The following is a 15447-nucleotide window of genomic DNA, read 5'->3' as shown; positions in this document are numbered from 1 at the left end:
GGGTAGGCCCTCACCCTGGCCCTCTCCCAGGGGGAGAGGGTATAAGGAGCAGCCCTCTGCTAAGAGAGGGCTTGGGTACTTACTGGCAGGCTTCGCACTCGGGATCGTCGAGGCTGCAGGCCTTGGGCACCGGAGCCGGTGCCGCGGCGGGCGCCGCTTCGACCTTCTGCGCCGGGGCGGGCGCGGCGCTGGCCTGGACGCCGGTGATGGGGTCGGCGCTCACGGCGTTCAGCTTGCCGGTGTTGATGGTGGACTTCTCGGTGCTGGTGGCGGCCAGGGCACGGAGGTAGTAGGTGGTCTTCAGACCGCGGAACCAGGCCATGCGGTAGGTCACGTCGAGCTTCTTGCCCGAGGCGCCGGCGATGTACAGGTTCAGCGACTGGGCCTGGTCGATCCACTTCTGGCGACGGCTGGCGGCCTCGACGATCCACTTGGTCTCCACTTCGAAGGCGGTGGCGTACAGGTCCTTCAGATCCTGCGGGATGCGCTCGATCTGCTGCACGGAGCCGTCGTAGTACTTGAGGTCGTTGACCATCACCGAGTCCCACAGGCCGCGGGCCTTGAGGTCGCGTACCAGATAGGGGTTGATGACGGTGAATTCGCCCGAGAGGTTCGACTTCACATAGAGGTTCTGGTAGGTCGGCTCGATCGACTGGGACACGCCGGTGATGTTGGCGATGGTCGCGGTCGGCGCGATGGCCATGATGTTGGAGTTGCGGATGCCCTTCTTGGCACGCTCGCGCAGCGGGGCCCAGTCCAGGGTCTCGGACAGATCGACCTCGATGTACTTGGCGCCACGCTCTTCGATCAGCCGCTTCTCGGAGTCGATCGGCAGGATGCCCTGGGACCACAGCGAACCCTGGAAGCTGGAATAGCTGCCACGCTCTTCGGCCAGGTCACAGGAGGCCTGGATGGCGTAGTAGCTGATCACTTCCATGGAGGTGTCGGCGAACTGCACGGCGGCATCCGAACCGTAGGCGATGTGCTGCAGGTACAGCGCATCCTGGAAGCCCATGATGCCCATGCCGACCGGGCGGTGCTTGAGGTTGGAGTTCTCCGCCTGGGGCACCGAGTAGTAGTTGATGTCGATGACGTTGTCGAGCATGCGCACGGCGGTCTTGACGGTGCGGGCGACCTTGGCGGTGTCCAGCTTGCCGTCGATGATGTGGTTCACCAGGTTCACCGAACCCAGGTTGCACACGGCGATCTCGTCCTTGTTGGTATTCAGGGTGATCTCGGTGCAGAGGTTGGAGCTGTGCACCACGCCCACGTGCTGCTGCGGGCTGCGCAGGTTGCACGGGTCCTTGAAAGTCAGCCACGGGTGGCCGGTCTCGAACAGCATGGACAGCATCTTGCGCCAGAGGTCCTTGGCCTTGATGGTCTTGTGCAGCTTGAGCTTGCCGTACTCGGTCAGGGCTTCGTAGTACTCGTAGCGTTCTTCGAAGGCCTTGCCGTAGAGGTCGTGCAGATCGGGCACGTCGGCGGGGGAGAACAGGGTCCAGTTGCCGTCCTCGAAGACACGCTTCATGAACAGGTCGGGGATCCAGTTGGCGGTGTTCATGTCGTGGGTACGACGACGGTCATCACCGGTGTTCTTGCGCAGCTCGAGGAATTCCTCGATGTCCAGGTGCCAGGTTTCCAGGTAGGCGCAGACCGCGCCCTTGCGCTTGCCGCCCTGGTTGACCGCCACGGCGGTGTCGTTGACCACCTTGAGGAAGGGCACGACGCCCTGGCTCTTGCCGTTGGTGCCCTTGATGTAGGAGCCCAGCGCACGTACCGGGGTCCAGTCGTTGCCCAGGCCGCCGGCGAACTTCGACAGCATGGCGTTATCGTGGATGGCGCCATAGATGCCGGACAGGTCGTCGGGCACGGTGGTCAGGTAGCAGCTGGACAGCTGCGGACGCAGGGTGCCGGCGTTGAACAGCGTCGGGGTGGACGCCATGTAGTCGAAGCTGGCCAGCAGGTTGTAGAACTCGATGGCGCGGGCTTCCTTGTCCTTCTCCATGTGCGCCAGGCCCATGGCCACGCGCATGAAGAACAGCTGCGGCAGCTCGAAGCGGGTGCCGTGGCTGTGCAGGAAGTAGCGGTCGTACAGGGTCTGCAGACCCAGGTAGGTGAATTGCTGGTCGCGCTCGTGATCGATGGCGGCGCCCAGCTTGGCCAGGTCGAAGGTGGCCAGTTTCGGGTCCAGCAGCTCCAGCTCCACGCCCTTGGCGACGTAGGCGGGCAGGGCCTTGGCGTAGAGGTCGGCCATCTCGTGGTGGGTGGCGGACTCGGCCACGCCGAGGAAGCTCAGGCCTTCGGCGCGCAGGCTGTCCAGCAGCAGGCGGGCGGTGACGTAGGAGTAGTTGGGCTCACGCTCGACCAGGGTGCGGGCGGTCATCACCAGGGCGGTGTTGACGTCCTTCTCGGCCACGCCGTCGTACAGGTTCTTCAGGGTTTCCTTCTGGATCAGCTCGCCGTTCACCTCTTCGAGGCCTTCGCAGGCTTCGCTGATGATGGTGTTCAGGCGGCCCATGTCCAGCGGCTGGGTGGTGCCGTCGGCCTTGGTCACGCGGATGGTCGGGTGCGGCTCGGCGATGTCGCTCGCGGCGCCCTGCTTGCGCTCCTGGCTGCGGGCTTCACGGTAGATCACGTAGCTGCGGGCGACCTTCTGCTCGCCGGCGCGCATCAGGGCCAGTTCGACCTGGTCCTGGATCTCCTCGATGTGGATGGTGCCACCGGAGGGCATGCGGCGCTTGAAGGTGCTGCTGACCTGGTCGGTGAGCTGCTTGACGGTGGTGTGGATGCGCGAGGAGGCCGCGGCGGTACCGCCTTCCACGGCGAGGAAAGCCTTGCTGATGGCCACGGTGATCTTGTCGTCGGTGTAGGGGACGACGGTACCGTTGCGCTTGATGACGCGCAGTTGACCGGGGGCGGTGGCGCCCAGGTCCTGGCTGGCATCTTGCGCCGGGCGGCCCTGCTGGGCTTGCTCGCGGGTCAGGTCGGTGTGCATGCGGAACTCCCTTGATCGGAAAGAGGGGATCGTCGGCAAGCCGGCGATCCGGAAGAGTGTCGGCCCGTGGGCCTGCGCGACGACTGCCTGTCGCGCCATTACCAATGAAGATTCCAACGAAAAGCCGTACCAGCGCCGATTCCCGCAGGAGCCGGCGTTCGGGGTCAGGGACCCTGGAAATTCATAATTCGGGCGACAGGATAAGCCCTCCTCGTTAGGGAAGACAGTCTTGACAGAGGGGTGTTTCGCCGTCCCAGGCCATGCCGACGAACTGCTATATATGGTGGTGCGGGGGTGCAAGGGCCACTAGATGTCGCGTTTGTCACGTTTCCGGCTGTGGATAAGACGTGGATAAGCTGTTCGGGACTGGGGGGTATCCTGGGGGTGGTGCCCAGCCAGTGCGCGTGGAGGCTAGGATCAGAGCGAAGTGGTCAAATAACGTACAACGTGACTGGGCGGGTGAGACAAAAGCGTCACGGGATATACCGGTTCGCTATGAGCATTTTCTCCACCATAAGAAAACGTTCGATAGCCGCTGCGACGTTCTGCCCCGGCCAGCGTTTGTGCACCCGATCGACCGGACGACCCTTTCTCTATATAGGAGAGCCTCAGCGACGGGGCGCGATCAGCGTGAGCAACCGCCGTTCTTCGTCCAGGCGGTAGTGACCGCGCAGTGAGGTCCCGGCGGACCAGCGCGGCGACAACTCGATCAGCAGCCGAATATCGAAGGTCCCGCCGGGATCGGTGCCAAGGATCTCGGCATCTTGGAAGAAGAACATCTGCCCGACCTGGGGATGCAGCGCCTTGAACAGACTCTCCTTGGCGGAAAACGCCAGGGTGATGGCAAAGGCCTGCTGCTCTTCGTCCAGCGCCTGCACGCTTTCCCGTTCGGCCGGGGTGAGGATCTGGTCGGCCAGACGCAGGGCCTTGGCCGGTTCGAGCAGGGTTTCCACATCCAGGCCGAGACCCAGGTAGTCCCGGGCGCTGCCCACCGCCGCGGCTGCCCAGCCGTGACTGTGGGTGATGGCGCCGACCCAGCCGGCGGGCCAGGCGGGGCCACGATCCTCGCGGCGATGACCGGGTACCGCTGGCGCGCCACTGAGCTGCCGCAGGGCCTCGCGGGCGCAGAGACGCCCGGCCAGGTATTCGGCCTGGCGCTTGGCCACGGCGCGACGGATGTTGTCCGGCGGCAGGGCGCCCAGGCGCAGGGCGTCGCGCTCGAAGCTCACCTGGGCGGGATCGAAGCGGCAGTGCAGCAGGGCCAGGGCGTCGAACTCCTCCGCCAGCGGCGGCAGCGGCGCGGGCGCTGTGCAGCAGCCGGGCAGGTCGGTAGGGGGCAGGGCGGGCATCTCGGCCGGATACTCCTCGAAGGCGGCAACGGATCAGGGCAGGCGCCGCTGGAAAGGCGCGCAAAGGATAGCCGACTACCGACGGCGACTGGCGGAAAACCGCCTCGCGCGGTGGGGGATTTCCGCCCCTTTTCGTCGGGTGGCGGGGTTCCGCCCACCGCTGACAACTAGACTTTCGACTGAAAGGTGCATGAAAGCTGGCCCTTTGATTGCGCACCAAGAAGTGGAACGGCGATTGCTTATATCCAGCCAGATACTGGTGTCACCGTCGCGCGGCCGCCAGGTCCACAACAAAAAGCTCTCAGGATGAGAGAGCCAACTTCAGTCAGGTGCCCACTCAGACAGGACGTCAGGTAGTGGCCACAAGGGAAAGAGCCATGACAGCAACCGTCGACACAACAACAACTACCACAGCTCCCGCGCCCAAGCGTCCCGTCAAGCAGCCGCTCTACAAGAGTCTCTATTTCCAGGTGATCGTGGCGATCGTCCTGGGTGTGCTGCTCGGCCACTTCTATCCCCAGACCGGCGCTGCCATGAAGCCGCTGGGTGACGGTTTCATCAAGCTGATCAAGATGGTCATCGCGCCCATCATCTTCTGCACCGTGGTGACCGGTATCGCCGGCATGCAGAACATGAAGGCCGTGGGCAAGACCGGCGGCATGGCGCTGCTGTACTTCGAGATCTTCTCCACCATCGCGCTGCTGATCGGCCTGATCGTGGTCAACGTCGTCCAGCCGGGCGCCGGCATGAACGTCGACGTCAGCACCCTGGACACCAAGGGCATCGCTGCCTACGCCGCGGCTGGCGAGAAGCAGAGCACCATCGACTTCCTGATGAACATCATCCCGTCGACGGTCGTCAACGCCTTCGCCACCGGTGAGATCCTGCAGGTCCTGTTCTTCGCCGTGCTGTTCGGCTATGCCCTGCATCGCCTGGGCGAGACCGGTCAACTGGTGTTCAACTTCATCGACCGCATCTCCCACGTCTTCTTCAACATCATCAACGTCATCATGAAGCTCGCCCCCATCGGCGCCTTCGGTGCCATGGCGTTCACCATCGGCAAATACGGCGTCGGCACCCTGGTGCAGCTGGGCTACCTGATGGCCTGCTTCTACATCACCTGCCTGCTGTTCGTGCTGGTGGTGCTGGGTGCCGTGGCGCGCATGCACGGCTTCAGCATCCTCAAGTTCATCAAGTACATCCGTGAAGAACTGCTGATCGTGTTGGGTACCTCGTCCTCCGAGTCCGCCCTGCCGCGCATGCTGACCAAGATGCAGAAGCTGGGCGCCGAGAAGTCGGTGGTCGGCCTGGTGATCCCCACCGGCTACTCCTTCAACCTCGACGGCACCTCCATCTACCTGACCATGGCTGCGGTGTTCATCGCCCAGGCCACCAACACCCAGATGGACATCACCCACCAGATCACCCTGCTGCTGGTGCTGCTGATCTCCTCCAAGGGCGCTGCAGGCGTCACCGGTAGCGGCTTCATCGTACTGGCCGCCACCCTGTCCGCCGTCGGTCACGTACCGGTCGCCGGCCTGGCGCTGATCCTGGGTATCGACCGCTTCATGTCCGAAGCCCGCGCCCTGACCAACCTGGTCGGCAACGGCGTGGCCTCCATCGTGGTCGCCAAGTGGTGCGGCCAGCTGGATGAGCAGACCCTGAAGACCGAACTCGCTCGCGGCCCGAACGCCGTCGAAGTCGAGGAAGCTCGCCAGCCTGCCTGAGCCTGACGCGAGGGCCGCGCCTGGAGCGGTCCCTGCGGTAACGACAAGACGCCCGTATCGAAAGATACGGGCGTTTTCTTTTGCCTGGGATCTGGCCGGAGCAGGGTGGCCGCGCCGCGTCAGACCGTAAGGTCAGGCCCTTCGATTGGCAGGTATGGGAGAGCCCTCCCGGCCGTCTTGGCTACGCCGAGAGCGAAGGGCAAGGCAGGGCCCTCCAGACGGCCTCTGCCGATGCTGCATGGCGGAAGGTGCGGGGATGGCGCAGGGTGGGTCAGATCGCGCGTGCAGGGTCGTACAGCCCGCTATCTGGCAGGTGTGCAGGTCAGTCGATCAGCCGGGAGATAAGGAAGGAGGAGAGCGGAGGGGTAGCGGAAGGGACGAAGCGCTGGCAGGCCGCCAGCGCTTCGGGGTGGATCAGCGACGCAGGGTGGGGCGATAGCCCATTACGCCGTAGAACAGGATGTAGAGGTAGCAGACCAGCGGGATCAGGAAGGAGGGCAGCAAGCCGATGGTGTCGGCGAAGTAGCCCTGGATGGCCGGCACCAGTGCGCCACCGACGATACCCATGCACAGCAGGCCCGAACCCTTGGAGGTGAACTTGCCCAGGCCCTTGAGTGCCAGGGAGAAGATGGTCGGGAACATGATGGAGTTGAAGAAGCCGATGGCCAGCAGCGCCCACATGGCGACCTTGCCACCCTGCAGCACGGCCACGGCCAGCAGCACGCCAATGGCGATGGCATTGAAGGTCAGCACCAGGTTCGGCCGCACCTTGGTCATGATCACGCCGCCGATGAAGCGACCGACCATGGCGCCACCCCAGTACAGGGACAGGTACTTGGCGGCGGTGGCGGCGTTCAGGCCAGCCACGTCCGGGCTTTCCATCAGGCTCACCAGATAGCTGCCGATGGACACTTCCGCACCCACGTACATGAAGATGCCGACCACGCCGAGCAGCAGATGGCGATAGGCCCAGACGCTGTTGGCGGTCAGGGCGTTCTCGTCGGTGGCGTTGTCCTGCTCGGTGTCCTTGATCTGCGGCAGGCGGAAGAGGCCGATGATCACCGCCAGGGCGACCAGCATGCCGGCCAGGATCAGGTAGGGCAGCTGCACCGAATGGGCGGCGGAGTCTTCACCGACCAGCGCCAGAATGGTCACCGCGCCCACCAGCGGGCCGACGGTGGTACCCAGGGAGTTGAAGGCCTGGGTCAGGTTGAGGCGCGAAGCCGCGGTTTCCGGCTTGCCGAGGATGGTGACGTAGGGGTTCGCCGCCACCTGCAGCACGGTGATACCGGCCGCCAGCACGAACAGGGCGGTCAGGAAGAAGCCGTAGGAGTGGGCTCCGGCGGCGGGGTAGAACAGCACGCAACCAACGCCGGCGGTGAGCAGGCCGACGATGATGCCCTTCTTGTAGCCCAGGCTTTCCACCAGGCGACCGGCCGGGAAGGAGACGATGAAGTAGGCGGTGAAGAAGCAGAACTGGATCAGCGAGGCCTGCAGATAGCTGAGGGTAAAGACCGCCTTGAGGTGGGGAATCAGGATGTCGTTCAGCGAGGTGATCAGACCCCACATGAAGAACAGCATGGTGAGGACGATCAAGGGTCCGCGGTAGCTCTGGTTTTGATTGTGCATTGGGGCTCCATGGGTACAACAGTTTCTTGTTTCTGCCCGCTAGTTCGGACAGCGCTGTCTATGGCGGCTGCGCAGGTACAGCGAAGCGGCGCGAGATTAAGCTATTCGTGCTGCTGAATCCATTCTTCCTGGAGGTTCGCAGGCGAAGTGCCGGCGCCTTCGACCGCGTGGTCCGTGCCCGGTTCAGCGGGGCAGGGAGCAGAAATGAAAAACGGCGCCAGAGGCGCCGTTTGGGTCACACAAGCGAGGACTATCAGCCCTGCCAGCGCTTGAGTACCAGGGTGGCGTTGGTGCCGCCGAAACCGAAGCTGTTGCTCATGATGAGGTCCAGCTTGGCGTCTTCCTTGGTCTCGCGCAGGATCGGCAGGTCGGCGACTTCCGGATCCAGTTCGTCGATGTTGGCCGAGCCGGCGATGAAGTTGCCTTCCATCATCAGCATGCAGTAGATGGCCTCGTGCACACCGGCAGCGCCCAGGGAGTGACCCGACAGGCTCTTGGTGGAGCTGATGGCCGGAGCCTTGTCGCCGAACACGGCGCGCACGCCCTTGATCTCGGCCACGTCGCCCACCGGGGTGGAGGTACCGTGGGTGTTCAGGTAGTCGATCTCGCCGTCGACGGTGGACAGCGCCTGCTGCATGCAGCGGATGGCGCCTTCGCCGCTCGGGGCGACCATGTCGTAGCCGTCGGAGGTCGCGCCGTAGCCGACGATCTCGGCATAGATCTTGGCACCGCGGGCCAGGGCGTGTTCGAGCTCCTCGACCACCACCATGCCGCCGCCGCCAGCGATGACGAAGCCGTCACGCTTGCTGTCGTAGGCACGGGAAGCCTTTTCCGGCGTCTCGTTGTAGTCGCTGGAGAGCGCGCCCATGGCATCGAACAGCATGCTCTGGGTCCAGTGCTCTTCCTCGCCGCCGCCGGCGAAGACCACGTCCTGCTTGCCGAGCTGGATCTGCTCCATGGCCAGGCCGATGCAGTGGGCGCTGGTGGCGCAGGCCGAGGCCACGGAGTAGTTCAGGCCCTTGATCTTGAAGGGGGTGGCCAGGCAGGCGGAGACCGTGCTGCTCATGGTCCGGGTCACGCGGTAGGGACCGACGCGCTTGACGCCCTTCTCGCGCAGGATGTCCAGGGCTTCCATCTGGTTGAAGGTGGAAGCGCCACCGGAACCGGCGATCAGGCCGGTGCGGGGGTTGGAGACCTGCTCTTCGGACAGACCGGAGTCCTTGATCGCCTGCTCCATCGCCAGGTAGGCGTAGGCGGCGGCATCGCCGACGAAGCGCTTGACCTTGCGGTCGATCAATTCTTCGAGGTTCAGGTCGATGGAACCGGAAACCTGGCTGCGCAGACCCATCTCGGCATATTCCGGATTGTGACGGATGCCGGCACGACCCGCGCGCAGGTTGGCGGAAACGGTGTCTTTATCATTGCCCAGGCACGAAACGATACCCAGACCGGTAATGACGACGCGACGCATGCGAAAAGCCCTTAGAAGCTATCGGTGGAAGTGAACAGGCCGACGCGCAGACCTTCGGCGGAGTAGATCTCGCGGCCGTCCACGCTAACGGTGCCATCGGCGATGGCCAGAATCAGCGACCTGTTGATGGTGCGTTTGATATGGATATTGTAGGTGACCTTCTTGGCGGTCGGCAGTACCTGGCCGAAGAACTTCACTTCGCCAGAGCCCAGGGCGCGACCGCGACCCGGATTGCCCTGCCAGCCAAGGTAGAAACCGACCAGCTGCCACATGGCATCCAGGCCCAGGCAGCCCGGCATCACCGGGTCACCTTCGAAATGGCAACCGAAGAACCAGAGGTCGGGACGGATATCGAGTTCCGCCACCAGTTCGCCCTTGCCGTATTTCCCGCCTACCTCACTGATATGCGTGATCCGATCGATCATCAGCATGTTCGGTGCGGGCAATTGGGCATTGCCCGGACCGAAGAGCTCGCCACGGCTGCAGCGCAGCAAGTCTTCGTAGGTAAAGGCGTGTTGTTTGGTCATGCAAGCTCCTGTAGCTGGCCTAGGTCCAGGCTCTGGCGACTCCGAAGGTCGCTCTGGGTATGGCTTCGTGTAGCAGTAGACTGCCGGGGCATCGGGAAAGTCACAGGCCAGCGCCCCGCTCGTTAACGGACCATTGTGCACTTTTCGCAGTCAATTCTCCATCCTGGGCGCCCGCTCGGGGTCGCGCGCGCCCTGGGGCGACGCGGCGGGCAGTACCGGGAAAGGGGTGTTTGCCCACCCTAGATAAGTATTCCTCGGGCGTTTTCAATACCGTTCGGCCGATACGCGGCAGACCTTGAACGGGCCCTGAGGCCGGCGCGCGGCTACCGTATACTGAGCGACGAGGCCGCGCGATCGCGGTGAAGCCGAGAGTTTCGATGACAGTCCAATCCCCCATCGCCGTCCTGGGCGGCGGCAGCTTCGGTACCGCCCTGGCCAATCTGGTCGCCGAGAACGGGCTGCCGGTGCGCCTGTGGATGCGCGATCCGCAACAGGCCGAGACCATCCGCCGCGAGCGCGAGAATCCGCGCTATCTGAAGGGTATCAAGGTGCACGCCGCGGTCGAGGCCACCAGTGACCTGCAGGGCGCCATCCAGGGCTGCGAGCTGATCCTGGTGGCCCTGCCGTCGAGCGCGCTGCGCCAGGCCCTGGCACCCATCGCCCAGCAGCTGGAAGGGCGTTTCCTCGTCAGCACCACCAAGGGCATCGAGGCGCACTCCTTCATGCTGATGAGCGAGATCCTCGCGGAAATCGTGCCGCGGGCGCGCATCGGCATCATCTCCGGGCCCAACCTCGCCCGCGAGATCGCCGAGCACCAACTCACCGCCACCGTGGTGGCGAGCGAGGACGAAGAGGTGTGCCGGCGGGTCCAGGCGGCGCTGCACGGCCGCACCTTCCGCGTCTATGCCAGTGCCGACCGTCTCGGCGTGGAGTTGGCCGGCGCCCTGAAGAACGTCTACGCCATCATCGCCGGCATGGCCGCGGCCCTGGCGATGGGCGAGAACACCCGCAGCATGCTGATCACCCGGGCCCTGGCCGAGATGACCCGCTTCGCCGTGCAGCGCGGCGCCAATCCCATCACCTACCTGGGCCTGGCCGGGGTAGGGGACCTGATCGTGACCTGCTCGTCGGAGAAGAGCCGCAACTACCGAGTCGGCCATGCCCTGGGGCGAGGATTGACCCTGGACGAGGCGGTGGCCCAGATCGGCGAGACCGCGGAAGGCGTCAATACCCTGCGCGTGCTCAAGGAAAAAGCGGACGAGCTGGGCGTCTACATGCCCCTGGTCAACGGCCTCTATGCGATCCTGTTCGAGGGCCGCAGCCTGGGGCAGGTGATCGAGGCCCTGATGGGCGGCGAGCCCAAGACCGATGTTGATGTGGCGGACGCCCCCTTCAATTGAGCCGCTACACTGTCTGAAAAGAGGAATTCCCATGTCCCAACCCGAGCATTCCCGCGAGCTGCTAGGCCTGCGCCTGATCTGGATGCTGCTGTTCCTGTTCGTCTGGCTGGGTGCGCAGTACGTGCTGGCGGTGGTGGTGCTGGTGCAACTGGTGGTGCGCCTGATCAAGGGCGAAGCCAATCCCGGTCTGACCGCCTTTGGCGCGGCCTTGGGCAACTATCTGGCGCAGATCGTCCGCTTCGGCACCTTCGCCAGCGAAGTGAAGCCCTGGCCCTTCGCCGACTGGCCGGCCACCGAGCAACCCGACGACCGTTCCGCCACCGCGCCATGAAGCTCTGGCTGCTGCGGCATGGCGAAGCCGAGGCGCGGGCGCCCAGTGACGAGCTGCGCGAGCTGACCGCTACCGGTCGCGCCGAGGTGCTGCGCAGCGCCCTGCAGCTCAAGGGTGCCAAGTTGCAGCTCATCCTCGCCAGTCCCTATGTGCGCGCGCAGCAGACGGCGGCCCTGGTGCAACAGCAGCTGGGCTGGCCGGGCGAGTTGCGCAGCGTTTCCTGGGCCACGCCCGACGGCGAGCCGGAACGCGCCCTGGCGGAGCTGGCGCGACTGGAGGTGGAGGAGCTGCTGCTGGTGACTCACAATCCCTTCGTCGGTGAACTGGCCGGCTGGTTGCTGCACGGTCATCGGCAGGCGCCGGTGGCCATGGGTACCGCGTCCCTGCTGTGCCTGGAGGCGCCGCTGCCCCTGGCCGGCGGTTTCGATCTGGTCAGTCGCTTCCACGGCTGACGCCCTTGCAAGGAAAGTACATGAGCATCTGGCAGACCCTTCCGGATCCTGAGGACCTCGGGCGTGCGCTCGAGAACACCCTGGCCGAACACCTGGACATGCGGATCGAAGCCTGGGACGACAGCAGCCTGACCGCCAGCATGGTGGTCGACCGCCGCACCCACCAGCCCATGGGATTGCTGCATGGCGGCGCGTCGGTGGCCCTGGCGGAAACCGTGGGCTCGATCGCCAGCATGCTCTGCGTGGATCGCTCGCGCTTCTATTGCGTGGGTCAGGAAATCAATGCCAACCACCTGCGGGGCGTGCGCTCCGGGCGGGTGACGGCGGTGGCGCGTCCCCTGCACCTGGGGCGCAGCAGCCATGTCTGGGACATCCGCCTGAGCGATGAAGAGGGGCGCCTGACCTGTGTCTCACGGCTCACGGTAGCCGTGGTGCCCTTGCAGCGGGATGCCTCCCCGGCATGAAGCGCGCACTGGCACCCGCGGAGTGGAAATCATGACCGCCCAGGTGCAGGAATTGCGGCTGGAATTGCCCCATATCGAGTTGAGCGCCCGGACCTTCGGTCCGGAAGATGGCTATCCGGTGCTGGCGCTGCATGGCTGGCTGGACAATGCCATGACCTTCGCCCAGCTCGCGCCACGGCTGCACGGCCTGCGCATCGTCGCTCTGGACCTGCCGGGTCATGGTCTGTCGGCCCATCGTCCCGCAGGCGTTGGGTATGCGATTCAGGACTATGGGCTGGATGTGCTCGCGGCTGCGCGGCAACTGGGCTGGGATCGCTTCGGTCTGCTTGGCCATTCGATGGGCGCCATCGTCGGCGTCATCGCGGCCGCGGCCCTGCCGGAGCAGATCGAGCGCCTGGCGCTGATCGATGGCCTGCTGCCCTATACAACGCCGGCAGAGGAGATCGCCGAGAAACTCGGCAAGGCGCTGCTGGCGGAGCTGGAGCTGCCCAACCGGCGCAAGCCGGTCTACGCCACGGTGGAAGACGCCGTAGTGGCGCGGCTGAAGGGGTCGCTGACGGTCAGTCGGGAAGCCGCCGAGCTGCTCGCCGAGCGTGGCTTGATGGCGGTACCCGGTGGCTACACCTGGCGTTCTGATCCCCACCTGAGGCTGCCCAGTCGAATGAGGTTCACCCCGGAGCAGGCCGAAGCCTGTCTGCGCGCGGTGCGCTGCCCCACAGCCCTGGTGGTGGCCGCGGGTGGCCTGGTGGCGCCCCATGCCGAGGCCATGCGCCTGGCGCGAGAACAGCCGAACTTCAGCCTTCACGAATTGCCGGGCGGGCACCATCTGCATCTGGACGATGCAGCGGGCGCCCAGGCCGTCGCGGATTGTTTCAATGCCTTCTTTGCCGCCGGCACCGGGCACGACGAATAATGCGGCATGCCTAGCCGTCTGTTCTGCCCGCGCTCCCGCTTCCTGCCACGCCTCCTGCTGATCGGCCTGCTGCTGTCCCTTGGGACGACGCAGGCGGAGGTGCTGCCGGAGATCGCACCCATGGACCATGCCCAATTGGTGCGCGAAAGCGGACCGGCAACCGCCGAACGCCTCTATCCGCTGGGGCCAGTCAGTCGCATCGGCGGTCGCCTGCGCCTGGAGGATTCGCTGCAGGTGGAGGGCCAACTCCAGACCCAGACCTTCGAGCTGGCCAGCGGCCATCCGCCGCTGGCGCGGCTGGACAGCGAGCGGCAGCGCCTGCAGCAGCAGGGCGCGACGCTGCTCTACTGGTGCGAAGGGCGTGATTGCGGCGCCAGCAACGTCATCGCCAACAGCCTGCTGGGCGAGGCCATGCTCTATGGACCGGACGATCAGCAGGGGCTGCTGGTGCTGCAACTGGCGGAGCCGCAGACGGTGCTGACGCTCTATGGCATCACCCGTGGCAATCGTCGCGGCTATCTGCATGCCGAGCGGCTGCAGGCAGGCCAGCCCCTCCCTGAACTGTTGCCGAGCGCCGCCACCCTGCTCAAGGAGTTGCAGCGCGACGGTCAGCTGCTCCTGCCCGCCCTGGAGCGGGCCCCTGAGCAACCCTGGATCGCCCGGCTGGCGGCGGCCCTGGCGCTCAATGGCGATGTGGCGGTAACGCTGGGCGGCGACCAGGCAGACGCCTGGCAGCGTGCCCTGCGCGAAGCGGATATCCGCGCGCCGCGGCTGCAGACCGAGGCCAGTCGAGCCGCCGGACTCTATCGCCGCTAGACGTCGTTGACGTAGCGGGTCCGCCCCGCACCCAGGCCGAACAGCGTGGCCAGCACGGCGATCAGGGTGAAGAGCACGCCCATGGGGGCCCAGCCGTGGGTGGCGTCGTGGATGATGCCCACCAGCAGCGGACCGAGCGAGGCCAGGCTGTAGCCCGCGCCCTGGGCCATGCCCGATAGCCGTCCGGCGGTTTCCGCATCCCGCGAGCGCAGCACCAGCAGGGCGAGCGCCAGGCTGAAGGTCCCGCCCTGGCCCAGGCCGAGTATCACCGCCCACAGCCAGAGACTGCCGACCGGGGCGTAAAGGCAGCCCAGCAGGCCGGCGAGGGTCAGACTCATCACCACCACGATGGCCAGGCGCTGGTCCTGGCCCCGCGTCGCCAGCCAGGGGGCGGTGAGAGCGCTGACCAGCTGGGTCATCACCGAGCCCGACAGCATCAGGCCGGCCTGCACCATGCCCAGGCCGCGATCCATCAGCAGGGTCGGTAGCCAGCCGAAGACGATATAGGCCAGCGACGACTGCAGGCCCATGTACAGGGTGATCTGCCAGGCCAGCCGATTGCGCCACAGCGAACCGCCAGCCCCGCGGCGCGGTGCGATGGTGGGTGGCTGGCGCAGTTGCGGCAGCCAGACCAGCAGGGCCACCACGGCGACCAGGGCCCAGGTGGCGAGGGCGGGTTGCCAGCGGCCGTCGAAGGCCTCGGCGAGCGGCGCGGTGGCCCCGGCGGCCACGGCGGCGCCTATGCACAGCATCATGGTGTAGAGCCCCATCAGCTGGCCGGCCTGGGCGGGGAAATCGCGCTTGACCAGGGCCGGCAACAGGACGCCGAGGATACCGATGCAGGCGCCGGCGATCAGGCTGCCGAGAAACAGGCCCAGGGGCGGCAGCAGGCTGCGCAGGACGATACCAGCGGCCAGCAATGCCAGGATGGCGCCGAGCGTGCGTTCGCTGCCCCAGCGGCGGGCCAGGCGCGGAGCCAGGGGCGCGAACAACCCCAGGCAGAGCACCGGCAGGGTGGTGAGCAGGCCGATGGCGCTGCTGGAAAGACCCGTGCTGGTCTCGATCTGCCGCAACAGGGGCGCCAGGCTGGAGAGCGCCGGGCGCAGGTTGAGGGCGATGAGCATGAGGCTGGCGAGCAGCAGGCCGCGTTGCCAGGGGGTAAGGGGGGAGGAGGCTGGAGAAGACATGAGTACGGCTATGACCGGGGGAACTGGCAATGCTAGCGCACCCTGGCCATAACGCACGGCGCTTCCGTTCGCTACCCTTCAACGGGAAAAAATAGTTGGCGGACCGGCTAAAAAATCGCCAGTTCGTCCATCGCCGCATCGCCGCTCGCTTGTCCGGGGTCGGTTGGAGGTTTTCCACGAGGTTAT

At 65.6% G+C, this 15447-nt stretch carries 13 protein-coding genes; 7 read left to right on the top strand and 6 right to left on the bottom strand.

Annotation, left to right across the window (positions count from 1 at the left end; translation table 11 throughout):
• Window positions 1-79: 79 nt before the first annotated feature.
• Together DBY63_RS02755 and DBY63_RS02750 are read right to left on the bottom strand one after the other, a co-directional pair.
• Window positions 80-2995 carry a ribonucleoside-diphosphate reductase subunit alpha gene (locus DBY63_RS02755; RefSeq protein ID WP_108581207.1) on the bottom strand — a complete coding sequence of 972 codons (2916 nt, stop codon included), beginning with the start codon at window positions 2993-2995 and terminating at the stop codon, window positions 80-82.
• Between the two features lie 608 nt (window positions 2996-3603).
• Window positions 3604-4344 (bottom strand): 4'-phosphopantetheinyl transferase superfamily protein, encoded by a 741-nt coding sequence (locus tag DBY63_RS02750; protein ID WP_108581206.1) that lies wholly within the window; start codon window positions 4342-4344, stop codon window positions 3604-3606.
• Window positions 4345-4721: 377 nt separating this feature from the next.
• On the opposite strand from DBY63_RS02750, the gene DBY63_RS02745 reads away from it, so the two are divergent.
• A complete protein-coding gene (locus DBY63_RS02745; protein ID WP_027598064.1) occupies window positions 4722-6071 on the top strand; it encodes a dicarboxylate/amino acid:cation symporter in 1350 nt (449 codons plus the stop codon).
• A 414-nt stretch (window positions 6072-6485) separates the two neighbouring features.
• On the opposite strand, the gene DBY63_RS02740 is transcribed toward DBY63_RS02745, so the two are convergent.
• The 3 genes from DBY63_RS02740 to fabA form a co-directional block, all read right to left on the bottom strand.
• Window positions 6486-7700 (bottom strand): sugar MFS transporter, encoded by a 1215-nt coding sequence (locus DBY63_RS02740; RefSeq protein WP_027601621.1) that lies wholly within the window; start codon window positions 7698-7700, stop codon window positions 6486-6488.
• A 253-nt stretch (window positions 7701-7953) separates the two neighbouring features.
• Window positions 7954-9171, bottom strand: coding sequence for a beta-ketoacyl-ACP synthase I (gene fabB, locus DBY63_RS02735; RefSeq protein WP_059226759.1), 1218 nt, complete (start codon window positions 9169-9171; stop codon window positions 7954-7956).
• Window positions 9172-9182: 11 nt separating this feature from the next.
• Window positions 9183-9698 carry a 3-hydroxyacyl-[acyl-carrier-protein] dehydratase FabA gene (gene fabA / locus DBY63_RS02730; protein ID WP_007160484.1) on the bottom strand — a complete coding sequence of 172 codons (516 nt, stop codon included), beginning with the start codon at window positions 9696-9698 and terminating at the stop codon, window positions 9183-9185.
• 377 nt (window positions 9699-10075) lie between these two features.
• On the opposite strand from fabA, the gene DBY63_RS02725 reads away from it, so the two are divergent.
• From DBY63_RS02725 to DBY63_RS02700, 6 genes are read left to right on the top strand one after another with little or no spacing between them, the layout of a single operon-like run.
• Window positions 10076-11098 carry an NAD(P)H-dependent glycerol-3-phosphate dehydrogenase gene (locus DBY63_RS02725; RefSeq protein WP_007160483.1) on the top strand — a complete coding sequence of 341 codons (1023 nt, stop codon included), beginning with the start codon at window positions 10076-10078 and terminating at the stop codon, window positions 11096-11098.
• A gap of 25 nt (window positions 11099-11123) precedes the next feature.
• Window positions 11124-11429: a DUF4389 domain-containing protein gene (locus DBY63_RS02720; RefSeq protein WP_169886967.1), complete on the top strand. Its 306-nt coding sequence runs from the start codon at window positions 11124-11126 to the stop codon at window positions 11427-11429.
• Complete coding sequence (gene sixA, locus DBY63_RS02715) at window positions 11426-11881, top strand: phosphohistidine phosphatase SixA (RefSeq protein ID WP_108581205.1); 456 nt, start codon at window positions 11426-11428, stop codon at window positions 11879-11881. Before DBY63_RS02720 ends, sixA begins: the two co-directional genes overlap by 4 nt.
• Window positions 11882-11901: 20 nt before the next feature.
• Complete coding sequence (locus tag DBY63_RS02710; protein WP_017641977.1) at window positions 11902-12345, top strand: hotdog fold thioesterase; 444 nt, start codon at window positions 11902-11904, stop codon at window positions 12343-12345.
• A 31-nt stretch (window positions 12346-12376) separates the two neighbouring features.
• A complete protein-coding gene (locus tag DBY63_RS02705) occupies window positions 12377-13258 on the top strand; it encodes an alpha/beta hydrolase (protein WP_108581204.1) in 882 nt (293 codons plus the stop codon).
• A gap of 6 nt (window positions 13259-13264) precedes the next feature.
• Window positions 13265-14074 (top strand): DUF4892 domain-containing protein, encoded by an 810-nt coding sequence (locus tag DBY63_RS02700; RefSeq protein WP_108581203.1) that lies wholly within the window; start codon window positions 13265-13267, stop codon window positions 14072-14074.
• On the opposite strand, the gene DBY63_RS02695 is transcribed toward DBY63_RS02700, so the two are convergent.
• On the bottom strand, window positions 14071-15261 hold the full coding sequence (locus tag DBY63_RS02695) for a CynX/NimT family MFS transporter (protein ID WP_231500994.1): 1191 nt from the start codon (window positions 15259-15261) through the stop codon (window positions 14071-14073). The genes DBY63_RS02700 and DBY63_RS02695 overlap by 4 nt on opposite strands.
• Window positions 15262-15447: the final 186 nt, after the last annotated feature.

The sequence above is a fragment of the Pseudomonas sp. RIT411 genome (assembly GCF_003057735.2).
GTDB classification, from domain to species: domain Bacteria; phylum Pseudomonadota; class Gammaproteobacteria; order Pseudomonadales; family Pseudomonadaceae; genus Chryseomonas; species Chryseomonas oryzihabitans.
Note: the sequence above shows the minus strand (reverse complement) of the source record. Positions and strands in the feature narration are given on the sequence as shown.